Source organism: Spirosoma litoris (assembly GCF_054776755.1).
The window spans coordinates 57,925-72,942 of record NZ_BAAHBI010000070.1; the positions used below are offsets into that span (position 1 = coordinate 57,925).

Sequence of the window (15,018 nt, forward strand, 5' to 3'; positions counted from 1 at the left end):
AACCTCTTTATGTTTTTTGCCCTTCTAACTCCATCTTTAAAAATTTGCCCGTATAACTTCCTTTTACTTCCGCTACCTTTTCGGGCGGTCCTTCGGCAATAATGTTACCGCCTTTGTTACCACCTTCTGGGCCGAGGTCAATGAGATGATCAGAAACTTTGATAACGTCCAGGTTATGTTCAATAATCAGGACTGTATTCCCTTTATCGGCGAGTTTGTTTAGTACGGCAAGCAGATGAGCGATGTCCTGAAAATGCAAGCCAGTTGTGGGCTCATCGAGAATATAAAGCGTTTTGCCTGTATCTTTTTTAGACAACTCTTCGGCAAGTTTTACTCGTTGCGCTTCACCACCCGACAGCGTCGTGGCGTGTTGACCGAGCGTAATATAGCCCAGACCAACATCGTTCAGGGTAGTAACTTTCCGCAGAATTTTAGGCTGACTGGCAAAGAAGTCCAGACCTTGCTCAACGGTCATGTCGAGTACATCGGCAATAGATTTACCCTTGAAACGCACCTCCAATGTCTCGCGATTAAAGCGTTTGCCTTTGCAGGTTTCGCACATGATATGTACATCGGGCAGGAACTCCATTTCAATCTTCTTCATACCCGCCCCTTCGCAATCTTCGCAACGTCCACCCTTTACGTTGAACGAGAAACGACCGGGTTTATATCCTCGGATTTTCGCTTCGGGTAGTTCGGCAAACAGCGTCCGAATTTCGGAGAACATGCCCGTGTAGGTAGCCGGGTTCGAGCGTGGAGTCCGGCCAATTGGAGACTGATCGACCTCAATCACTTTGTCCAAATACTCTAGCCCTTCTACCGTTTTGAACGGTAGCGGCTCCCGCTTCGATTTATAAAAATGGCGATTCAGTACCGGAAACAACGTTTCATGAATCAGCGATGATTTTCCGCTTCCCGATACGCCCGTAATCGTCACCATCCGGCCGAGCGGCAGTTTCAGCGTTACGTTTTTCAGGTTATGGCCCGTCGCGTTCTTAATAATCAGGAATTTACCATTTCCTTTCCGGCGTTCGGTGGGTACTTCAATGGCTCGTCGACCGCTCAGGTAATCAGCAGTGGTGCTTGTACCTGCTGCTCCGGCATATTGATTTTTCAGAAATTCTTCAGGCGTTCCCTGGTTCACAACTTGGCCGCCATGCCGACCGGCGCCTGGGCCAATGTCAAGGATAAAGTCCGATTCGAGCATCATGTCTTTATCGTGCTCAACAACCAGAACCGTATTGCCTAAATCGCGTAGATTCTTCAGGGAATCAATCAGTTTCACGTTATCGCGCTGATGCAGACCGATACTTGGCTCGTCCATGATGTAGAGTACACCCACTAACTGCGTTCCGATTTGGGTAGCCAGTCGAATACGCTGGGCTTCGCCACCCGACAAGGTTCGTAACGAGCGGTCAAGCGTCAGGTAATCGAGGCCGATATCAAGCAGGAAGCCAATACGCTTGCGGATTTCCTTTAGAATCTCCTTGGCAATGACATTCTGCCGATCTGTCAGACGACCTTCCAACCCTGTAAACCAGTCCGTTAACTCGGAGATGTCCATCCGGGCCAGTTCAGAAATGTTTTTCTGGTCGATCTTAAAATACAGCGATTCTTTTTTCAGTCGGGCGCCCTCGCACTCAGGGCAGGATTTGATGACCATGAAATCCTTGAGCCACTCCTGAATTTTATCGGTACTATTCTCCTGTTGCCGTTTCAGGAAGTTGACAATTCCTTCGAACTTAAAACTGTAGTAATCTTCGCCAACAAACTTCTTCGAAGGAACGGTTGCTTCTTCTTCCGTACCATACATTAATGCATGGAGAAGATCTTCGGGAAACTTGACAACGGGCGTGGTAAGGTTCAGCTTATACTTTTTCAGAATTGCTTCGATCTCCTTGAAAATCCACAATTCACGATACTCGCCTAAAGGTGCAATAGCTCCTCGACTAATACTCAGCGACTTATCAGGAATAATAGACTCTTCGGTAATTTCCTCTACCACACCTAACCCATTACAAACCGGGCAGGCCCCGTAAGGTGAGTTGAAGGAGAAGGAGTTCGGTGATGGTTCATCGTAGCTAATACCCGACTCAGGGTCCATCAGGTTTTGCGAGAAATAGACCAACTGCCCCGATCCGTCCAGCATTTGCATGGCCCCTTTCCCCTGCTTCAACGCTGTTTGCACGGATTGACTTAAGCGATACCGATCCTCTGCTTTCGGTACAAGTCGATCAATAACGATCTCGATGTCGTGGATTTTATACCGATCCAGCTGCATCTTCGGCGCAATGTCCTGCACAACACCATCCACCCGGACTTTTGTATAGCCCGTTTTGGCGATCTGTACGAACAATTCGCGATAATGCCCCTTACGGCCTTTGATAATTGGCGATAACAGCGTCAATTTCTGACCAGCATACTGCTCCAGAATAGTATCAATGATCTGGTCCTGCGACTGGCGCTCCATCTTCCGACCTGTGAGGTACGAGAAGGCTTCACCCGCACGAGCGTAGAGCAAGCGTAGAAAATCGTAAATTTCGGTAGTTGTCCCAACCGTTGAGCGTGGGTTTTTGGAGGTCGTCTTCTGCTCAATGGAAATCACTGGGCTCAAGCCGTTGATTTTATCGACATCGGGCCGTTCCATATCGCCAATGAACGAGCGAGCGTAGGCCGAAAAACTCTCCATATAGCGTCGCTGTCCTTCTGCATAAATTGTATCGAAGGCCAGCGATGATTTCCCGCTTCCACTGATACCGGTTACGACCACCAGTTTGTTACGCGGGATTGTAACGTCAATATTTTTAAGGTTATGTTCGCGGGCACCGAGGACCTCAATTTGGTCGTATCCCGTCAGGTCAATATCAGTCAATTGCGGCTTTTCTTCTGTCGTCACGTTGGATTGGCTTATTCTAAAGAACAACGTAAAACAGGTGGGGGTAGTTCTATGTAGAGACGCAATCCTTTGCGTCTACTATGCGTCAGCAACAATCTAATTCGCGACCTTAGTCACTCTCCCTAAACATAGTTCTGCCATGACCAATTGTACACATATACGTCTTATGGGTTGACATTATTGATTACTGACAATTGCTGACGCATAGGAGACGCGAAGGGTCGCGTCTCTACGATATAAAAACCCAAGGAGTTTGGGGTATCCTTTGGGGTTATTAAAAGCAGATCCACTAATTCTCCCCAAAAAAGCACCTCTACGCCATATTAATACACTATTCCAAGAACTTGATCATTCGTCAACGGTATAACCTACTGGCTGCCTTGCTCTTATAAAAATTTACTATTTGTCTAATGCCATGTATCCGGCTTTGTCACCTTGCACAAGCGGGCAGAATCCTTAATTTTGTTAATCTGAATTCAACACATAAGTAGCCACTCAGCCCAATCGCCCGACTGGGCTTTTATGCATAGCCTGCACATCTGATATATGGTACAGAATGATGTTATTGAACCGATCTTAGAAGAAGACAAAGGCCGCTTTGTCCTGTTCCCGATCAAGCACTGGGACATTTGGGAATACTACAAAACCCACGAAGCGTCGTTCTGGACTGCCGAAGAGATTGATCTCGGGCAGGACATGAAGGACTGGAATAATCTTAGTGATGGCGAACGGCACTTTATCTCGCACGTGCTGGCGTTTTTTGCCGCATCGGATGGGATTGTCAATGAGAACCTGGCCGTCAATTTCCTGTCGGAGGTACAATATGCCGAAGCCAAGTGCTTCTATGGTTTTCAGGTGATGATGGAGAACATCCACTCCGAAACCTACTCGTTGCTCATTGATACCTACATTAAAGATCCAGTTGAAAAGGATCGGTTATTAAACGCTATCGACACCATTCCCTGTGTGCAGAAAAAAGCGGAATGGGCATTGCGCTGGATCGATAATGGCTCATTTGCCGAACGGCTGATTGCCTTTGCCGTTGTTGAGGGTATTTTCTTCTCGGGCTCGTTCTGCTCGATTTACTGGCTTAAAAAGCGGGGTATGATGCCTGGACTGACTTTCTCGAACGAGCTGATCTCGCGCGATGAAGGCCTCCACCGTGATTTTGCCTGTATGCTGTACACAGATCACATTGTCAATAAATTACCGGAATCGGACATCTACGACATCGTCCGCAATGCGGTTGAAATTGAGCAGGAGTTTGTGGCCGATGCATTGCCCGTATCGCTTATTGGCATGAACGCCGAGCTTATGAAGCAATACATTGCCTTTGTGGCCGATCACCTGCTGGTAACGCTTGGCTTACGGAAAATCTATAACGTAGCAAACCCCTTCGACTTCATGGACATGATTTCGTTACAGGGTAAAACCAACTTCTTCGAGAAACGCGTAGGCGAATATCAACGTGGCGAGGTGATGGCTAAGTTTAAATCCGCCAAGGCAGCCGCTTCGCAACCACAGGATGCAGAAAATCCAACACCAATTGTGGTAAACGAAGAACCCAAAGGCATTACGTTCGATGCCGATTTCTAATAAGCGACAAGCTTACCCTGTTAACAGCCGTACGGCTGTTGGGCTGGATTAAAATTATCTTAATAATCAAGTAAAAGTGGTACGTTTACTCGAAAAGTCCCGGTTTGGAATCGGGACTTTTCTATTTTTAGGCGTTATCACTCTTATTAATCCTACTACTTACTACTTCCCAAATGAATCGATTAGACGTTATACAGGCCCTGATGCGGCAGAAAGGTCTGAAAAATTACCTCGAAATTGGCGTCGAAAACGGCCATATTTTCTTTCGCATCAAGAGTTCGTTTAAGGTCGCCGTTGATCCGAAATTCATTTTCGACGCGAGCCGTCGATTTGGCAAGGCTATTTTGAATCCTTATAACCTGAACAATCAATATTTTGAGAAGACGAGCGACGATTTTTTTGCGCAGGATGCCAAGCAGGTCTTCGCAGGCAAAAAGCTACAATTGGCTTTGGTAGATGGCATGCATGAGTATCACTTTGCTCTCCGCGATGTCGAAAACACGCTCAACTATATGGCCGATAACGGGGTGATTATTATGCATGATTGCAACCCACAAACAGCAGGTGCAGCAGGCCGTTTTGAGAACTGGGAGGTGGGCGAGTGGAACGGGGATGTCTGGAAAACCATTATTCACCTTCGCAGCCAACGCCCTGACCTAACTGTATTCGTACTGGATTGCGATCAAGGCTTAGGCATTGTTACCCGGAAAAAACCTGAATCAACTCTGGATTATACACCAGCTCAAATTGACGCGCTGACTTACGACGATTTAGTAAAGGAGCGGCAAAAGCTGTTAAACCTAAAACCTGCTGACTATTTCTATGAATACTTTAGCTTGCAGAAATAAGGGAGCTTGAATAAAATCTAAATTATCTTCTGTCATTTCGACCGTAGGGAGAAATCTCAACTCACCCATAGATTAAACTCGAGATTTCTCCCTACGGTCGAAATGACAGAAAATGTAAACAGCTTTATTATAACCCATTCATTTTAATTGACGTTGGCTTTATAAATCGCAAATCGTTTGTCAAAATAGGTGAGTTTATAATAAGGTAAGCTAGGTTTCCCTGGTTCTGGATAAAAATATTCGGGTCTGAATTGATAATCCATTAAAATAAAATCGGCCTTATGCTGATGAGCCCATTCAGCCATTTGGGCAGAAGGATCATTTGTTGTTGTGGAATTGTGCACATAATTCTCACTACTCAACAAATGGCTATAACGACCATATTCGTTAAAGAAGAATGTTAAGGGCACCAGGCCGCTTCTTTTCGAAGGAAGGTAAGGTCTTAATTTTTCATAAGCGACAGGCAAATATTCCTGGCTAAAATTCTTATAAATGATTTCTATTATTCCGTACAAGCCAATAATAAAATAGATAGCTAAAACGAATTGAAATCCTACATCTTTAAAGCTGTTACTTTTATACAATTCATAAATCAACACAAACATATAGGGCATAAAAATAGGCATGTAGGTACCAGCACCATCTTTAGTGATAAGCCAGAATGCTATAAGTACAGCCAGAGTATACGTTTTGACTAGTTTCGGTAGGGCCTTAATAAATTTTCGCTGTTTTATAAGAATATAGACGAAAACGATAGTTAAAGCAGCCTGCTCTGGCGATTCAAAAAACATTTCTGGGCATGTCAGCATAACGAGCAGTTTAGATTTCCATCCAAAAGCATCTCGCGTGGCGGCATCGTTACTAAATTGATAATACCATCGCGAAAGTCCGTCGGTAGCCAGAAAAACATCTAGAAAATAAAGCAACCCAGTAGCCCCTCCTGCTATAGCAAATAGCAATGCCTGTTTATAATAGCGTTGATAAAGGAGTACAAAAAAGCCCGCTACAAGAAAAATAACGCCGTTCAGGTGGCAAAGCATAGCCATACCGGCCAAAATAGCAGCAGCAATAATTTTTATATTACTTTCCTTCGCCTGCTGAATACATAAAAATGAGCCAAATCCGAGAGCCGAAACCAGGAGTTCAGGCCGGTTTTCAAAACTCATTTTTACCAATAGGCCATTTGAAAAAACTAAGACTAAACTAAAAATAAGATACCACGAATTGAGTCTATGCTCTTTTTGATAAATATAAAAGCATAATTCACCAATAAGAACACCGAAAGGAATTAGACCGACAAACTGAACAACGGGAAGATGATAGCCAAATAGCTCGAATAGAAACGCACCAAAAGCTAAGAATAGTTTATGGCTGGCGAATAGCTGTTTTTCCCATCCGAGTATTCCGCTGAAAAATTCGGATCGAATAATTCCGTCTTTCTGAAGCCAATAGGATTGTTCGGCAAACCAGGCATCATCGCCCGTAGGATTTCGATAAAAATATGTAAGGCCTGTTAAAACAATAAGAACAACCAAAAATATACTAAGTACACGCTGAGAAATTATCATTGACAATTTTTATTAAATATATTTTGTGGATAGAATTTTACTATAGAAGCTGTTTAAACTTTCTTATTTGAATCATTTGTTGTCATTCCGACGTCAGGAGGAATCTCATCTTTCGCATTAGTCAAGCTTGAGATTCCTCCTGACGTCAGAATGACAACAAATGATTCAAATAAGAAAGTTTAAACAGCTTCAAAATCAATCTCCTATTAGTCCGATAAATCGACTTATCCAATGAAGAACACTTTGTCATTTAACGAACTTTAATAAGACCCCATTTCGGACCTGATGGTTTGTTTATAACGCAAACTTTCGCGCATCGGGCTACCCCGTCCAATAAACCAGGCCAATCGACCATATATCGGATCTTGCCGAAACTTGCGGCCATTTTTAATAAAATAATATGCTCGAAACAAAGCCCGAGCTGGCCAGGAATGATATTTTCGGAAATAATGAAAGAGCGAAATGTAGTACTCCTTATCAACGTCATAGTTATGAGACGTACTCTGCCCCGTAAAGTGAACATATTCTGCCTGAGGTACCAAATAGGCATTGAAGCCCGCTATAAGCAGTCGCTTGGCTATATCTTCTTCTTCAACATACAGAAAGTGGGCCACATCGAAGCCGCCAATTTTATTAAATGCCGATGCTCGTAAAAACAAGGTGCTCCCCATTACGAACGGCACTTGGATCGGTTCGGTATATACCTTTTTGGTGGGTGGGTAAATTTCTGGATGTAGCATTCGAACAAAGCCGTGACCCAGAATTTTGCTACCTAGCGTGGGCAAATAGCCGAAGGTTATCTGCCGTACACCTTCACCATTAAACATCTGTGCTCCGCACAAACCAGCGTCGGATGTAGCCTCCATAAACGCAGCTAGCTGGCTGCATACGTCGGTGCGCAGTATACAATCATTATTCAGAAAATAATAATAGTCGGCCTGAGGATCAGCGAACTGCACCCCGAGCATATTTCCGCCTGAAAAGCCGAGGTTAATTCGACTACGAATGAGCTGCACTCTGGGTTGGTCTGTAATTGACTTTAAGACTTCGTAATCCGCGTTTTTTGAATTATTATCAACAATAATTATTTCATAGTCAACCTCTTTTGTCTTTTCAACAATCGAATGAACGCAGTCGAACGTAAACTGGTGAGAATTATAGTTGATTAAAATAATGGAAACTTTTCTCGGATTCATAGTAACAAAGAACCGGGAATTGTCTGGCGAAAGCAATAGGAACGCTAATCTAATCCTCGTTCAAAACACTAAAGATCAACTCCGATTCGTAGCCTTTGCTTAAGGCATAACGCACAAGCTTCTGCTTTATAGCCAATGGATTGTCGTCACGAATACTCTGCCGTTTTTTATCTAATAATTCCTTGAGCGTATGCTGATAATCATCAGCGGCAATCTCTTTCATGGCCTGATCGAGATTATAGCCCGAAATACCCCGCTGCTGCAAATGCAGTTTGATCTTACGCTTGCCCCAGCCTTTTACCCGAAATTTCCCTCCGGCAAACGATTTGGCAAATCGTTCTTCATTCAGGTAGTTCTGTTGAATTAATTCAGCGATCACTTCTTCGGCATCATCGCCAACAAGGCCCCACTCTTTCAGTCGCTCACGAACTTCCTGTTGCGTACGCTCCTGATAGGCACAAAACATGGCTGCCTTACGAAGCGCATCTTTTAGTAAATCTGTCATACAATAAGAACATTTTTTTGTCCGTTATACGTCATAATCGAACACTGGTTTTTATGATAAACTATGATTTTCATTTATTAATAGAGATAGATTTATATCAATCTGCAAATCATAGTTTATCATAACACCGATGTGGTTCTATATCTGTTATTTATCGCTTTTTTGGTTGATGTTGCATCAGCTTGTTTATTAACGCTTCAACGTCCGAAACGGGCATTTTTTCTACCAAATACTGATGCCCCTTGCCCGCATCGTCCCAGCCATTTGATCCATCAGTATTTAGCGACAGTCGCCCGGATTTCACGGTGTAATAGGGCTCATACCCTTTAACGCCCACCAGAACTGCTGTTTGATCCCAACTCATCCGGCCATTTGCATCTTCTTTTGATTTAGGCAGGCTAATTGTAAAAACATCTTTTACAGGACTATGCTGAATCGCTTTATTCTTTGTTAGTGGCAAACCTGAGTGGATTTTTTGCCCAATTTCGAATCCACTCATCAGAACAGGCGTTGGCCAGCGGGTAAAGAATGTTTTCGACGCTGGCGTATCTTTGAATACATTAAACTCCCGCCCTGTCGGGAATTTGCCAGCCATACTGACCACCTGTTTTATTTTCTGGACAGCCAACTCCCGCCCTGTCAATTTAGAATATTGATCTGGTTTGGAATCAAGCAGGTTGGCCAGGTTTGTCAGAAAACCAACCGTAATAACCGTTACACTATGGTCAGGCTGTTTAGCCAGAATCTGTCGATAAAGAGCAACGGCATCTGGCACCTCGTTATTCGACTTGATACTGTGCGGATAGCGAGCCACAATTGTATCGGACCAGTGCTGCATGTCTTTATCGCTCACCGCTTCGCCTTTAGGTACGCCAATTGGTATGCCTGGGCGATTAAAATAGGTATTTAACACACTCAGCACCTGCGTTACTTTCGGATAGTTGGTACTGGCAATAGTGGCCAGGATTTTAGCCTGTCCTTCATCGGCAAAGGCATGCAGCAACGTAATAGCACCAACATCGTCGTAATCGGGGCCCATATCCGTATCAAAAATAACGGGTACTGCGGCCGTTTTTTTGGCCGATTGTCCGGCAGCCGAACCGATTGTCAGCGCCAGTAACACACTAATTGAAAATAAGGTAATTCGGATCATAGGAATAAACGAGATTTACAGGACGATACGAATTACGAATTGTTTTTGGTAAGAATCGTCATTCGGTTCGCGTAAATCTTGAAAACATGATTTCTCTTCGAAAACTCACAATATCACCCGATACCCAATTACAGAATCTGGGTTGGGACTGGATGCTTGGTCAGGATACGCTACCTTATCTGGCAAATGAAGTCGTAGTGGTGCAAGCTGAAGAAGCTGATGCTTATTACGAAGCAGCCAATGAGCTGTTTGAGATGTTTGTAGCGGCAGGGCAGCATATTATTGACGAAAATCGCTTTGCCGAAGTGGGTATCCCGGCTAATCTGGTAGAACTTATAAAACTATCATGGGATGATGATCGCCATATTCATCTCTATGGCCGCTTTGATCTGGCCGGCGGTATCGATGGACGACCCATCAAACTCATCGAATTTAATGCCGACACAGCTACTTGTTTGCCCGAAACGGCCGTTGTTCAGTACGCCCACCTAAAAGCAAATGGACTTGATGATAGCCAGCAATTCAATGCCGTGTTTGAAACGCTAACGGGTCAATTTGAAGAACTGCTGGCTGTAAACCCTGACCTACAACCCACATTACTTCTGTCGGCCATGCGCGATTTCCCGGAAGACGATACGAATGTGGCCTTATTGGGCGAAGCCGCTCGCGAAGCTGGCTTTGATCTTGAATTTGACTTTGTCGATAACGTTGAATTTTCGGCGGAGGAAGGTATTTTCTGGCAAAATCCTAAAAATGGGCAATTTGAAAAGCTAGATTTCTGGTTCAAACTGGTGCCCTGGGAATCCATTGCCGAAGATGAGCCTGAATTGGTTAACCTATTGACTGAAATTGTCCGAAAACGTTTGGCCGTCGTCTTAAATCCAGCCTACACACTACTCTTCCAATCGAAATACATTCTAAAAATCCTCTGGGAGCTTTATCCAAATCATCCATTACTTCTGGAAACCGACATGAAGCCACTTGTGGGAAAATCGTGTGTAGAAAAAGTTTTGTTTGGTCGGGAAGGTGCCAACGTTCGCATTATCGATGCGGATGGAAGCGAGCGTTTGGCTGCCGATGGAGATTACGGAGATTACCCAAAAATATACCAGCAATACGTCGAATTCCCGCAAGATTCTGAAGGGTATACCTACCAGGCGGGGGTTTTCTATGCTGGCGAAGCCTGTGGCTTAGGCTTCCGGCGTGGTGGCCTAATTTTAGATAACAAAGCAGGATTTGTAGGGCATGTAATTAACTAAATATGAGCAATCTAATTCGCTTAAGTTTCTAATATTATCAGGCAGTAAATCTAATTATATCATTTTATCGTTATTACTGTTGTAGATGACCAATTCATGGGATTTTCATTGTTAACTGCTTTGGCATGAATAATGTATTCTTATACCTCCAGGCTTTGGTCTATATCGTTGCAGGAATAAATCATTTTATTAGTCCAAAAACTTACCTGGCCATTATGCCGCCTTATATTCCAGCGCATAATTTGATGGTTATGCTAAGTGGTGTGGCGGAGGTGTTATTAGGGATTGGCTTACTATTCCCCGCAACGCGCTCGTTATCAGCCTGGGGGATTATGGTATTATTGGTGGCCATATTTCCGGCCAATCTATACATGGCGACCTCAGATCGCTTCCTTGATTTTCCAGCCTGGTTACGATGGGGCAGGTTGCCTTTGCAGGGAGTATTGTTATGGTGGGCTTACAAATACACCTAAATCATGGCAGTTGTTAAACACTATCCGCATTGAGAACACAGTTGCAACAATATACCTAACTACAACAACTTGATCATCTTTACATATCCAAAACCTGTATGTACCATATATATCATATTCAGTATATCAATTTATCATTATAAAATAATTTGTTGTTTCGCTAAAAAAAAAACACTTTTCTAACACTGATCCATTTTTGCATTTTTCCTATAAAATTTTCTTATTAGCAAACATGAGCACTCGTGCCCAAAATCGTGAAAGATGCATGAAATCGGCATTAGTCAACAAAAAAGATCACTTTAGTGATAAATAAATTTCAATTATCGCAGTACGTGCAAAAACCCAATTATTTAACTAATTATATTTTTCAGTAAGCCCATAAACGTTATTACCTACCGACCATTATTAATTGACTGACAGATAATAGTTTACTAAAGTGACTTTCATTATCGATTTTAGTCAAAGGGGGTGACATATATGTGAATTATAATGAATGCTGTTATTATGGAGAAAGATGAAAAGATAAGACGGAACCGCTCGAAAACCACTCAACGCATTGTTGAAGCGCTCGAAGATGTAATAGCAGAGCGTGGTTTAGAAGGTGTGGGTGTAAACCGGGTAGCCGAAAAAGCGAATGTAAGTAAAGTCCTGATTTATAGATACTTCGGCGGAATGGAAGGTCTTCTTGAGTATTATGTAAAAATGGGGAAATTATTTCCAGTTTTTACTCCTGCTGTATTAGACCAAATCCGCCCATTGCATGAATCTGACGTAGCTCGTATTTGGTATCGTCAAGTCATTCAAACCTACCGTTATTTCCGTACGTTTAAGGCAGCCCGTGAGGTTCTGAAGGCTAGCGTTATTGAAAATGATTCAATTGCCGAAACAACAGCTCGGGCACAAGACGAAGAAATGACACGGCTCGTAAGCCAGCTATCGTTCGTAAAAGGTGCCGATACGCAGGCAATTTCGGCAGTTGTACTTGGTGCAATGACTTATTTGACAATTATGGCCCAAAACGACCGCACAATGATCAGTATTGATCTACGAAGCGAAGAAGGCTGGGAGCGGATTGAAAATGCGGTTAAAGCCATTTATATCGCCTTAAATAAAATGGCAATTGGTTCAAAAGATGTTGAATTGGAACTCCAGTCAGCTCATTTGCCGCTTGCTCAATGGTAAGTTAGACTGCGTAGTTTGCAGTAGCCAGGACGTAAAAGCTCTTAGCTACTGCAAACTAGTTTTTAGTTCATCTGAATGGTCTTCAACTCTGGACCAACTCCTTCAGTTTTAAGTACCTTCCACTCGTAAGAGGACCTTCTCGCAGCTATCTTCTAACGACCGTGCCGATGCGGTCGTCCTACGCGAAAAGGCCGTCCACGCCCTCGGGCAATACCTCCTAATAAGCCCCCAGAGTCGGTTCGCAAGAGGCCAAACCGAAGGTAAATCCCATAGAATGTTTTAGAATTATCGGTTGTTTCACCACTGAAATCGTAATAACCCGTTGTGAGGCCAATACCCAGGCGAGGGGCCACCTGCGCAATGATGCTATACGTCAATTCAAGCATCAAGCTTCCTTCTTTATCGAAAACACGGCCTGCTCCTATGGTCATCTCGTTCGCAAAAATTCCATAGTTCGCAACGTCCATCGTAACCCTACCTTCCAGGAAAAGTGACGTATCCGGTCGAAGGGAATTTCGGCCGAAGGCAACACCCAAATCGATTACATTAAACGACTTTCCAATTTCGATGCTTTGCGCAATGCGGTCCTTTGGGCTCCCAGCACCCGTATAGATTGAAAAAGGAGTTGCGCGAACATAAATTGGGGCCGCCTTAAAGTTGAAGATTGAGCGGGTTGAATCTTCTGTTGAGCGGGTCATTTTATAATACTGCTGGTTATACAGCGCTCTTTTAGACGTGTCGGGTTTCGCAGTTTGGCCCCAAACTGTTGAGCCAGGAAGCCAACTAAGTAATAGCAATATAGTTAGTCTCATAAACTAAAAGTTAAGCGCGTTAACTTAGCGTTAGTTACATAAAAAATAAACCGCCCTTAGTGAACGGTTTATTTTAAGATCATTTTAATCAAGACTTAGCGACTGGCTACAGCGCCTTTCCTGGCGTGGATTTTCTCTACCACCCATTTGCCAACTTTTTCACCTTCTAGTTGGCCATTAACTAAAGCAGATCGATAGTGAATACCACCGTACATACGGCTGATCGAGGCTTCATCGGCAGCAGCCCGGAACGATTTGAACGACCGCACACCGTGCCCGTATTTAAACTCTGTAGAATCGGTAAATGCGACGTTATCGCCCATCAAGTCAGTTAGCACCGTAGCTGCTGCCGTCGAGATCACGCTGTGCCCGCTTGGGTATTCCGGAAACGGAGGTGTCTGTAGAAATGGCGTCCACTTGGGGTCAATGAATTTGTTGATAACGGTTTCCGGGCGTATCGTTTTGGTCCGATATTTTTCGTCCCAGCAGGAAATAAATCCATCACTCAACGCAAATGACGTAAGCGCATAGGCTTCCACGGTTTGCATCATGTTTAGCTTTTTCTGCCGAGCCACCGTTTGAGCAATAGCCAGCCAGTGACCACCTGGCGTCATTTTTTTACTGGCAAACATGACGTGCCCTGCTACGTTCATCACAAACGCATTATCGTCCCAGAAATAGGCAATATCCTGTTGCTGTTTATCCAGTTTTTTTCCCGTCTGATAAACCTCATCCAGTTCTTTCTCATAAGGACTTCCCTTAGCCAGACTATACGGAAGCGGGCGAGGAGGCATGAACTGATTACAGGTATCCATTGCCCAGCAGCGTAGCTTATTCCACTGAGGTTCAGCAGCATCCATATAAGCCGGGGGGGTTGGCACCCAGGTCCCCTCCTCGTTTGTAACAGTATGCTTGAATCCTCGCGTCTGCTTATAATTGTCCTTGGCCGCGTAGTCCAGAACGTGTTTAGCAATGGCCTCTCCATAAGCCATTGATCGTTCAAAAATATCATCAGGAACACCGTCTTTTTTATACTGCTCATAGAGCGGCTTTTCGAATTCGTCGTAGAAATTGACCGAGAAGGTCAGGGCACGAGCAACGGTTAAAAAGGCGCGCACACTAGCTAGCGGAAAGCAATAGTCTTTCCCTGCTTCGGGCTGTGGACCAGTCTGGAAGCGCTTCAATTTACCGCCCAGCGATTCGTATTGCTTATCGAAGGGTACAAGGGCCTCGTAACCCGCCAGGTTCGCGTAGGAGTAAATCCGGCTGGCAACGGGTGGCGAAAAAATGTCGTGAACAACAACTTCAGTAAGTTTATTAAGAGCTGAGTTATAATACTCAACATTAGCGGCTTTAGCATTGTACTCGGCAGGGGAAACAGGCTTACGACAACTGGAAACCCCAATCAGCAAAAGCCCTAGCATATAGCTAAAACGTAACAAAGATCTCATGGCTAAATAACAAGTTATATGAACAAAGCCGAGCAAGGCTATGGATTTACGACAAAATTAGTAGAAAATTTAGGGTGAA

General features: G+C 44.0%; 12 protein-coding genes. 5 read left to right on the forward strand and 7 right to left on the reverse strand.

All coding sequences use genetic code 11. The annotated features are described in order from the left end of the window. Positions 1 to 7: 7 nt before the first annotated feature. Positions 8 to 2,896, reverse strand: a complete 2,889-nt coding sequence (gene uvrA, locus ACYVGR_RS33155; protein WP_460964548.1) for an excinuclease ABC subunit UvrA — start codon at positions 2,894 to 2,896, stop codon at positions 8 to 10. Positions 2,897 to 3,442: 546 nt separating this feature from the next. Between uvrA and ACYVGR_RS33160 the strand changes: the two genes are divergently transcribed. Together ACYVGR_RS33160 and ACYVGR_RS33165 are read left to right on the forward strand one after the other, a co-directional pair. After that, on the forward strand, positions 3,443 to 4,492 hold the full coding sequence (locus tag ACYVGR_RS33160; protein ID WP_460964550.1) for a ribonucleotide-diphosphate reductase subunit beta: 1,050 nt from the start codon (positions 3,443 to 3,445) through the stop codon (positions 4,490 to 4,492). Positions 4,493 to 4,665: 173 nt separating this feature from the next. Beyond that, positions 4,666 to 5,340, forward strand: a complete 675-nt coding sequence (locus tag ACYVGR_RS33165) for a class I SAM-dependent methyltransferase (protein WP_460964552.1) — start codon at positions 4,666 to 4,668, stop codon at positions 5,338 to 5,340. Between the two features lie 143 nt (positions 5,341 to 5,483). Here ACYVGR_RS33165 and ACYVGR_RS33170 read toward each other — a convergent pair whose 3' ends face one another. The 4 genes from ACYVGR_RS33170 to ACYVGR_RS33185 form a co-directional block, all read right to left on the reverse strand. Continuing rightward, positions 5,484 to 6,908 carry a hypothetical protein gene (locus ACYVGR_RS33170; RefSeq protein ID WP_460964554.1) on the reverse strand — a complete coding sequence of 475 codons (1,425 nt, stop codon included), beginning with the start codon at positions 6,906 to 6,908 and terminating at the stop codon, positions 5,484 to 5,486. A 260-nt stretch (positions 6,909 to 7,168) separates the two neighbouring features. Further along, positions 7,169 to 8,104, reverse strand: a complete 936-nt coding sequence (locus ACYVGR_RS33175; protein WP_460964556.1) for a glycosyltransferase family 2 protein — start codon at positions 8,102 to 8,104, stop codon at positions 7,169 to 7,171. A 49-nt stretch (positions 8,105 to 8,153) separates the two neighbouring features. Next, on the reverse strand, positions 8,154 to 8,609 hold the full coding sequence (locus ACYVGR_RS33180) for a regulatory protein RecX (protein WP_460964558.1): 456 nt from the start codon (positions 8,607 to 8,609) through the stop codon (positions 8,154 to 8,156). Positions 8,610 to 8,760: 151 nt separating this feature from the next. Continuing rightward, a complete protein-coding gene (locus ACYVGR_RS33185; RefSeq protein ID WP_460964560.1) occupies positions 8,761 to 9,762 on the reverse strand; it encodes a nucleoside hydrolase in 1,002 nt (333 codons plus the stop codon). 86 nt (positions 9,763 to 9,848) lie between these two features. On the opposite strand from ACYVGR_RS33185, the gene ACYVGR_RS33190 reads away from it, so the two are divergent. The 3 genes from ACYVGR_RS33190 (at position 9,849) to ACYVGR_RS33200 (ending at position 12,676) form a co-directional block, all read left to right on the forward strand. Then, positions 9,849 to 11,021, forward strand: coding sequence for a glutathionylspermidine synthase family protein (locus tag ACYVGR_RS33190; RefSeq protein ID WP_460964562.1), 1,173 nt, complete (start codon positions 9,849 to 9,851; stop codon positions 11,019 to 11,021). A gap of 125 nt (positions 11,022 to 11,146) precedes the next feature. Then, the gene (locus ACYVGR_RS33195) at positions 11,147 to 11,494 is read left to right on the forward strand and encodes a DoxX family protein (protein WP_182459228.1); all 348 of its coding nucleotides are present in this window, start codon (positions 11,147 to 11,149) and stop codon (positions 11,492 to 11,494) included. A 489-nt stretch (positions 11,495 to 11,983) separates the two neighbouring features. Further along, complete coding sequence (locus tag ACYVGR_RS33200) at positions 11,984 to 12,676, forward strand: TetR/AcrR family transcriptional regulator (protein WP_460964564.1); 693 nt, start codon at positions 11,984 to 11,986, stop codon at positions 12,674 to 12,676. 152 nt (positions 12,677 to 12,828) lie between these two features. Here the strand turns inward: ACYVGR_RS33200 and ACYVGR_RS33205 are convergent, their stop codons facing one another. Both ACYVGR_RS33205 and ACYVGR_RS33210 read right to left on the reverse strand, forming a co-directional pair. After that, positions 12,829 to 13,488 (reverse strand): hypothetical protein, encoded by a 660-nt coding sequence (locus tag ACYVGR_RS33205; protein WP_460964566.1) that lies wholly within the window; start codon positions 13,486 to 13,488, stop codon positions 12,829 to 12,831. A 95-nt stretch (positions 13,489 to 13,583) separates the two neighbouring features. Continuing rightward, positions 13,584 to 14,939, reverse strand: a complete 1,356-nt coding sequence (locus ACYVGR_RS33210; RefSeq protein ID WP_460964568.1) for a vanadium-dependent haloperoxidase — start codon at positions 14,937 to 14,939, stop codon at positions 13,584 to 13,586. Between the last annotated feature and the right edge of the window lie 79 nt (positions 14,940 to 15,018).

Bases quoted from the DNA above. Each gene is read 5' to 3' on its own strand.
- ACYVGR_RS33160 (WP_460964550.1), top strand. From the start codon at position 3,443: ATGGTACAGAATGATGTTATTGAACCGATCTTAGAAGAAGACAAAGGC.
- ACYVGR_RS33165 (WP_460964552.1), top strand. From the start codon at position 4,666: ATGAATCGATTAGACGTTATACAGGCCCTGATGCGGCAGAAAGGTCTG.
- ACYVGR_RS33170 (WP_460964554.1), bottom strand. From the start codon at position 6,908: ATGATAATTTCTCAGCGTGTACTTAGTATATTTTTGGTTGTTCTTATT.
- ACYVGR_RS33175 (WP_460964556.1), bottom strand. From the start codon at position 8,104: ATGAATCCGAGAAAAGTTTCCATTATTTTAATCAACTATAATTCTCAC.
- ACYVGR_RS33180 (WP_460964558.1), bottom strand. From the start codon at position 8,609: ATGACAGATTTACTAAAAGATGCGCTTCGTAAGGCAGCCATGTTTTGT.
- ACYVGR_RS33185 (WP_460964560.1), bottom strand. From the start codon at position 9,762: ATGATCCGAATTACCTTATTTTCAATTAGTGTGTTACTGGCGCTGACA.
- ACYVGR_RS33190 (WP_460964562.1), top strand. From the start codon at position 9,849: ATGATTTCTCTTCGAAAACTCACAATATCACCCGATACCCAATTACAG.
- ACYVGR_RS33195 (WP_182459228.1), top strand. From the start codon at position 11,147: ATGAATAATGTATTCTTATACCTCCAGGCTTTGGTCTATATCGTTGCA.
- ACYVGR_RS33200 (WP_460964564.1), top strand. From the start codon at position 11,984: ATGAATGCTGTTATTATGGAGAAAGATGAAAAGATAAGACGGAACCGC.
- ACYVGR_RS33205 (WP_460964566.1), bottom strand. From the start codon at position 13,488: ATGAGACTAACTATATTGCTATTACTTAGTTGGCTTCCTGGCTCAACA.
- ACYVGR_RS33210 (WP_460964568.1), bottom strand. From the start codon at position 14,939: ATGAGATCTTTGTTACGTTTTAGCTATATGCTAGGGCTTTTGCTGATT.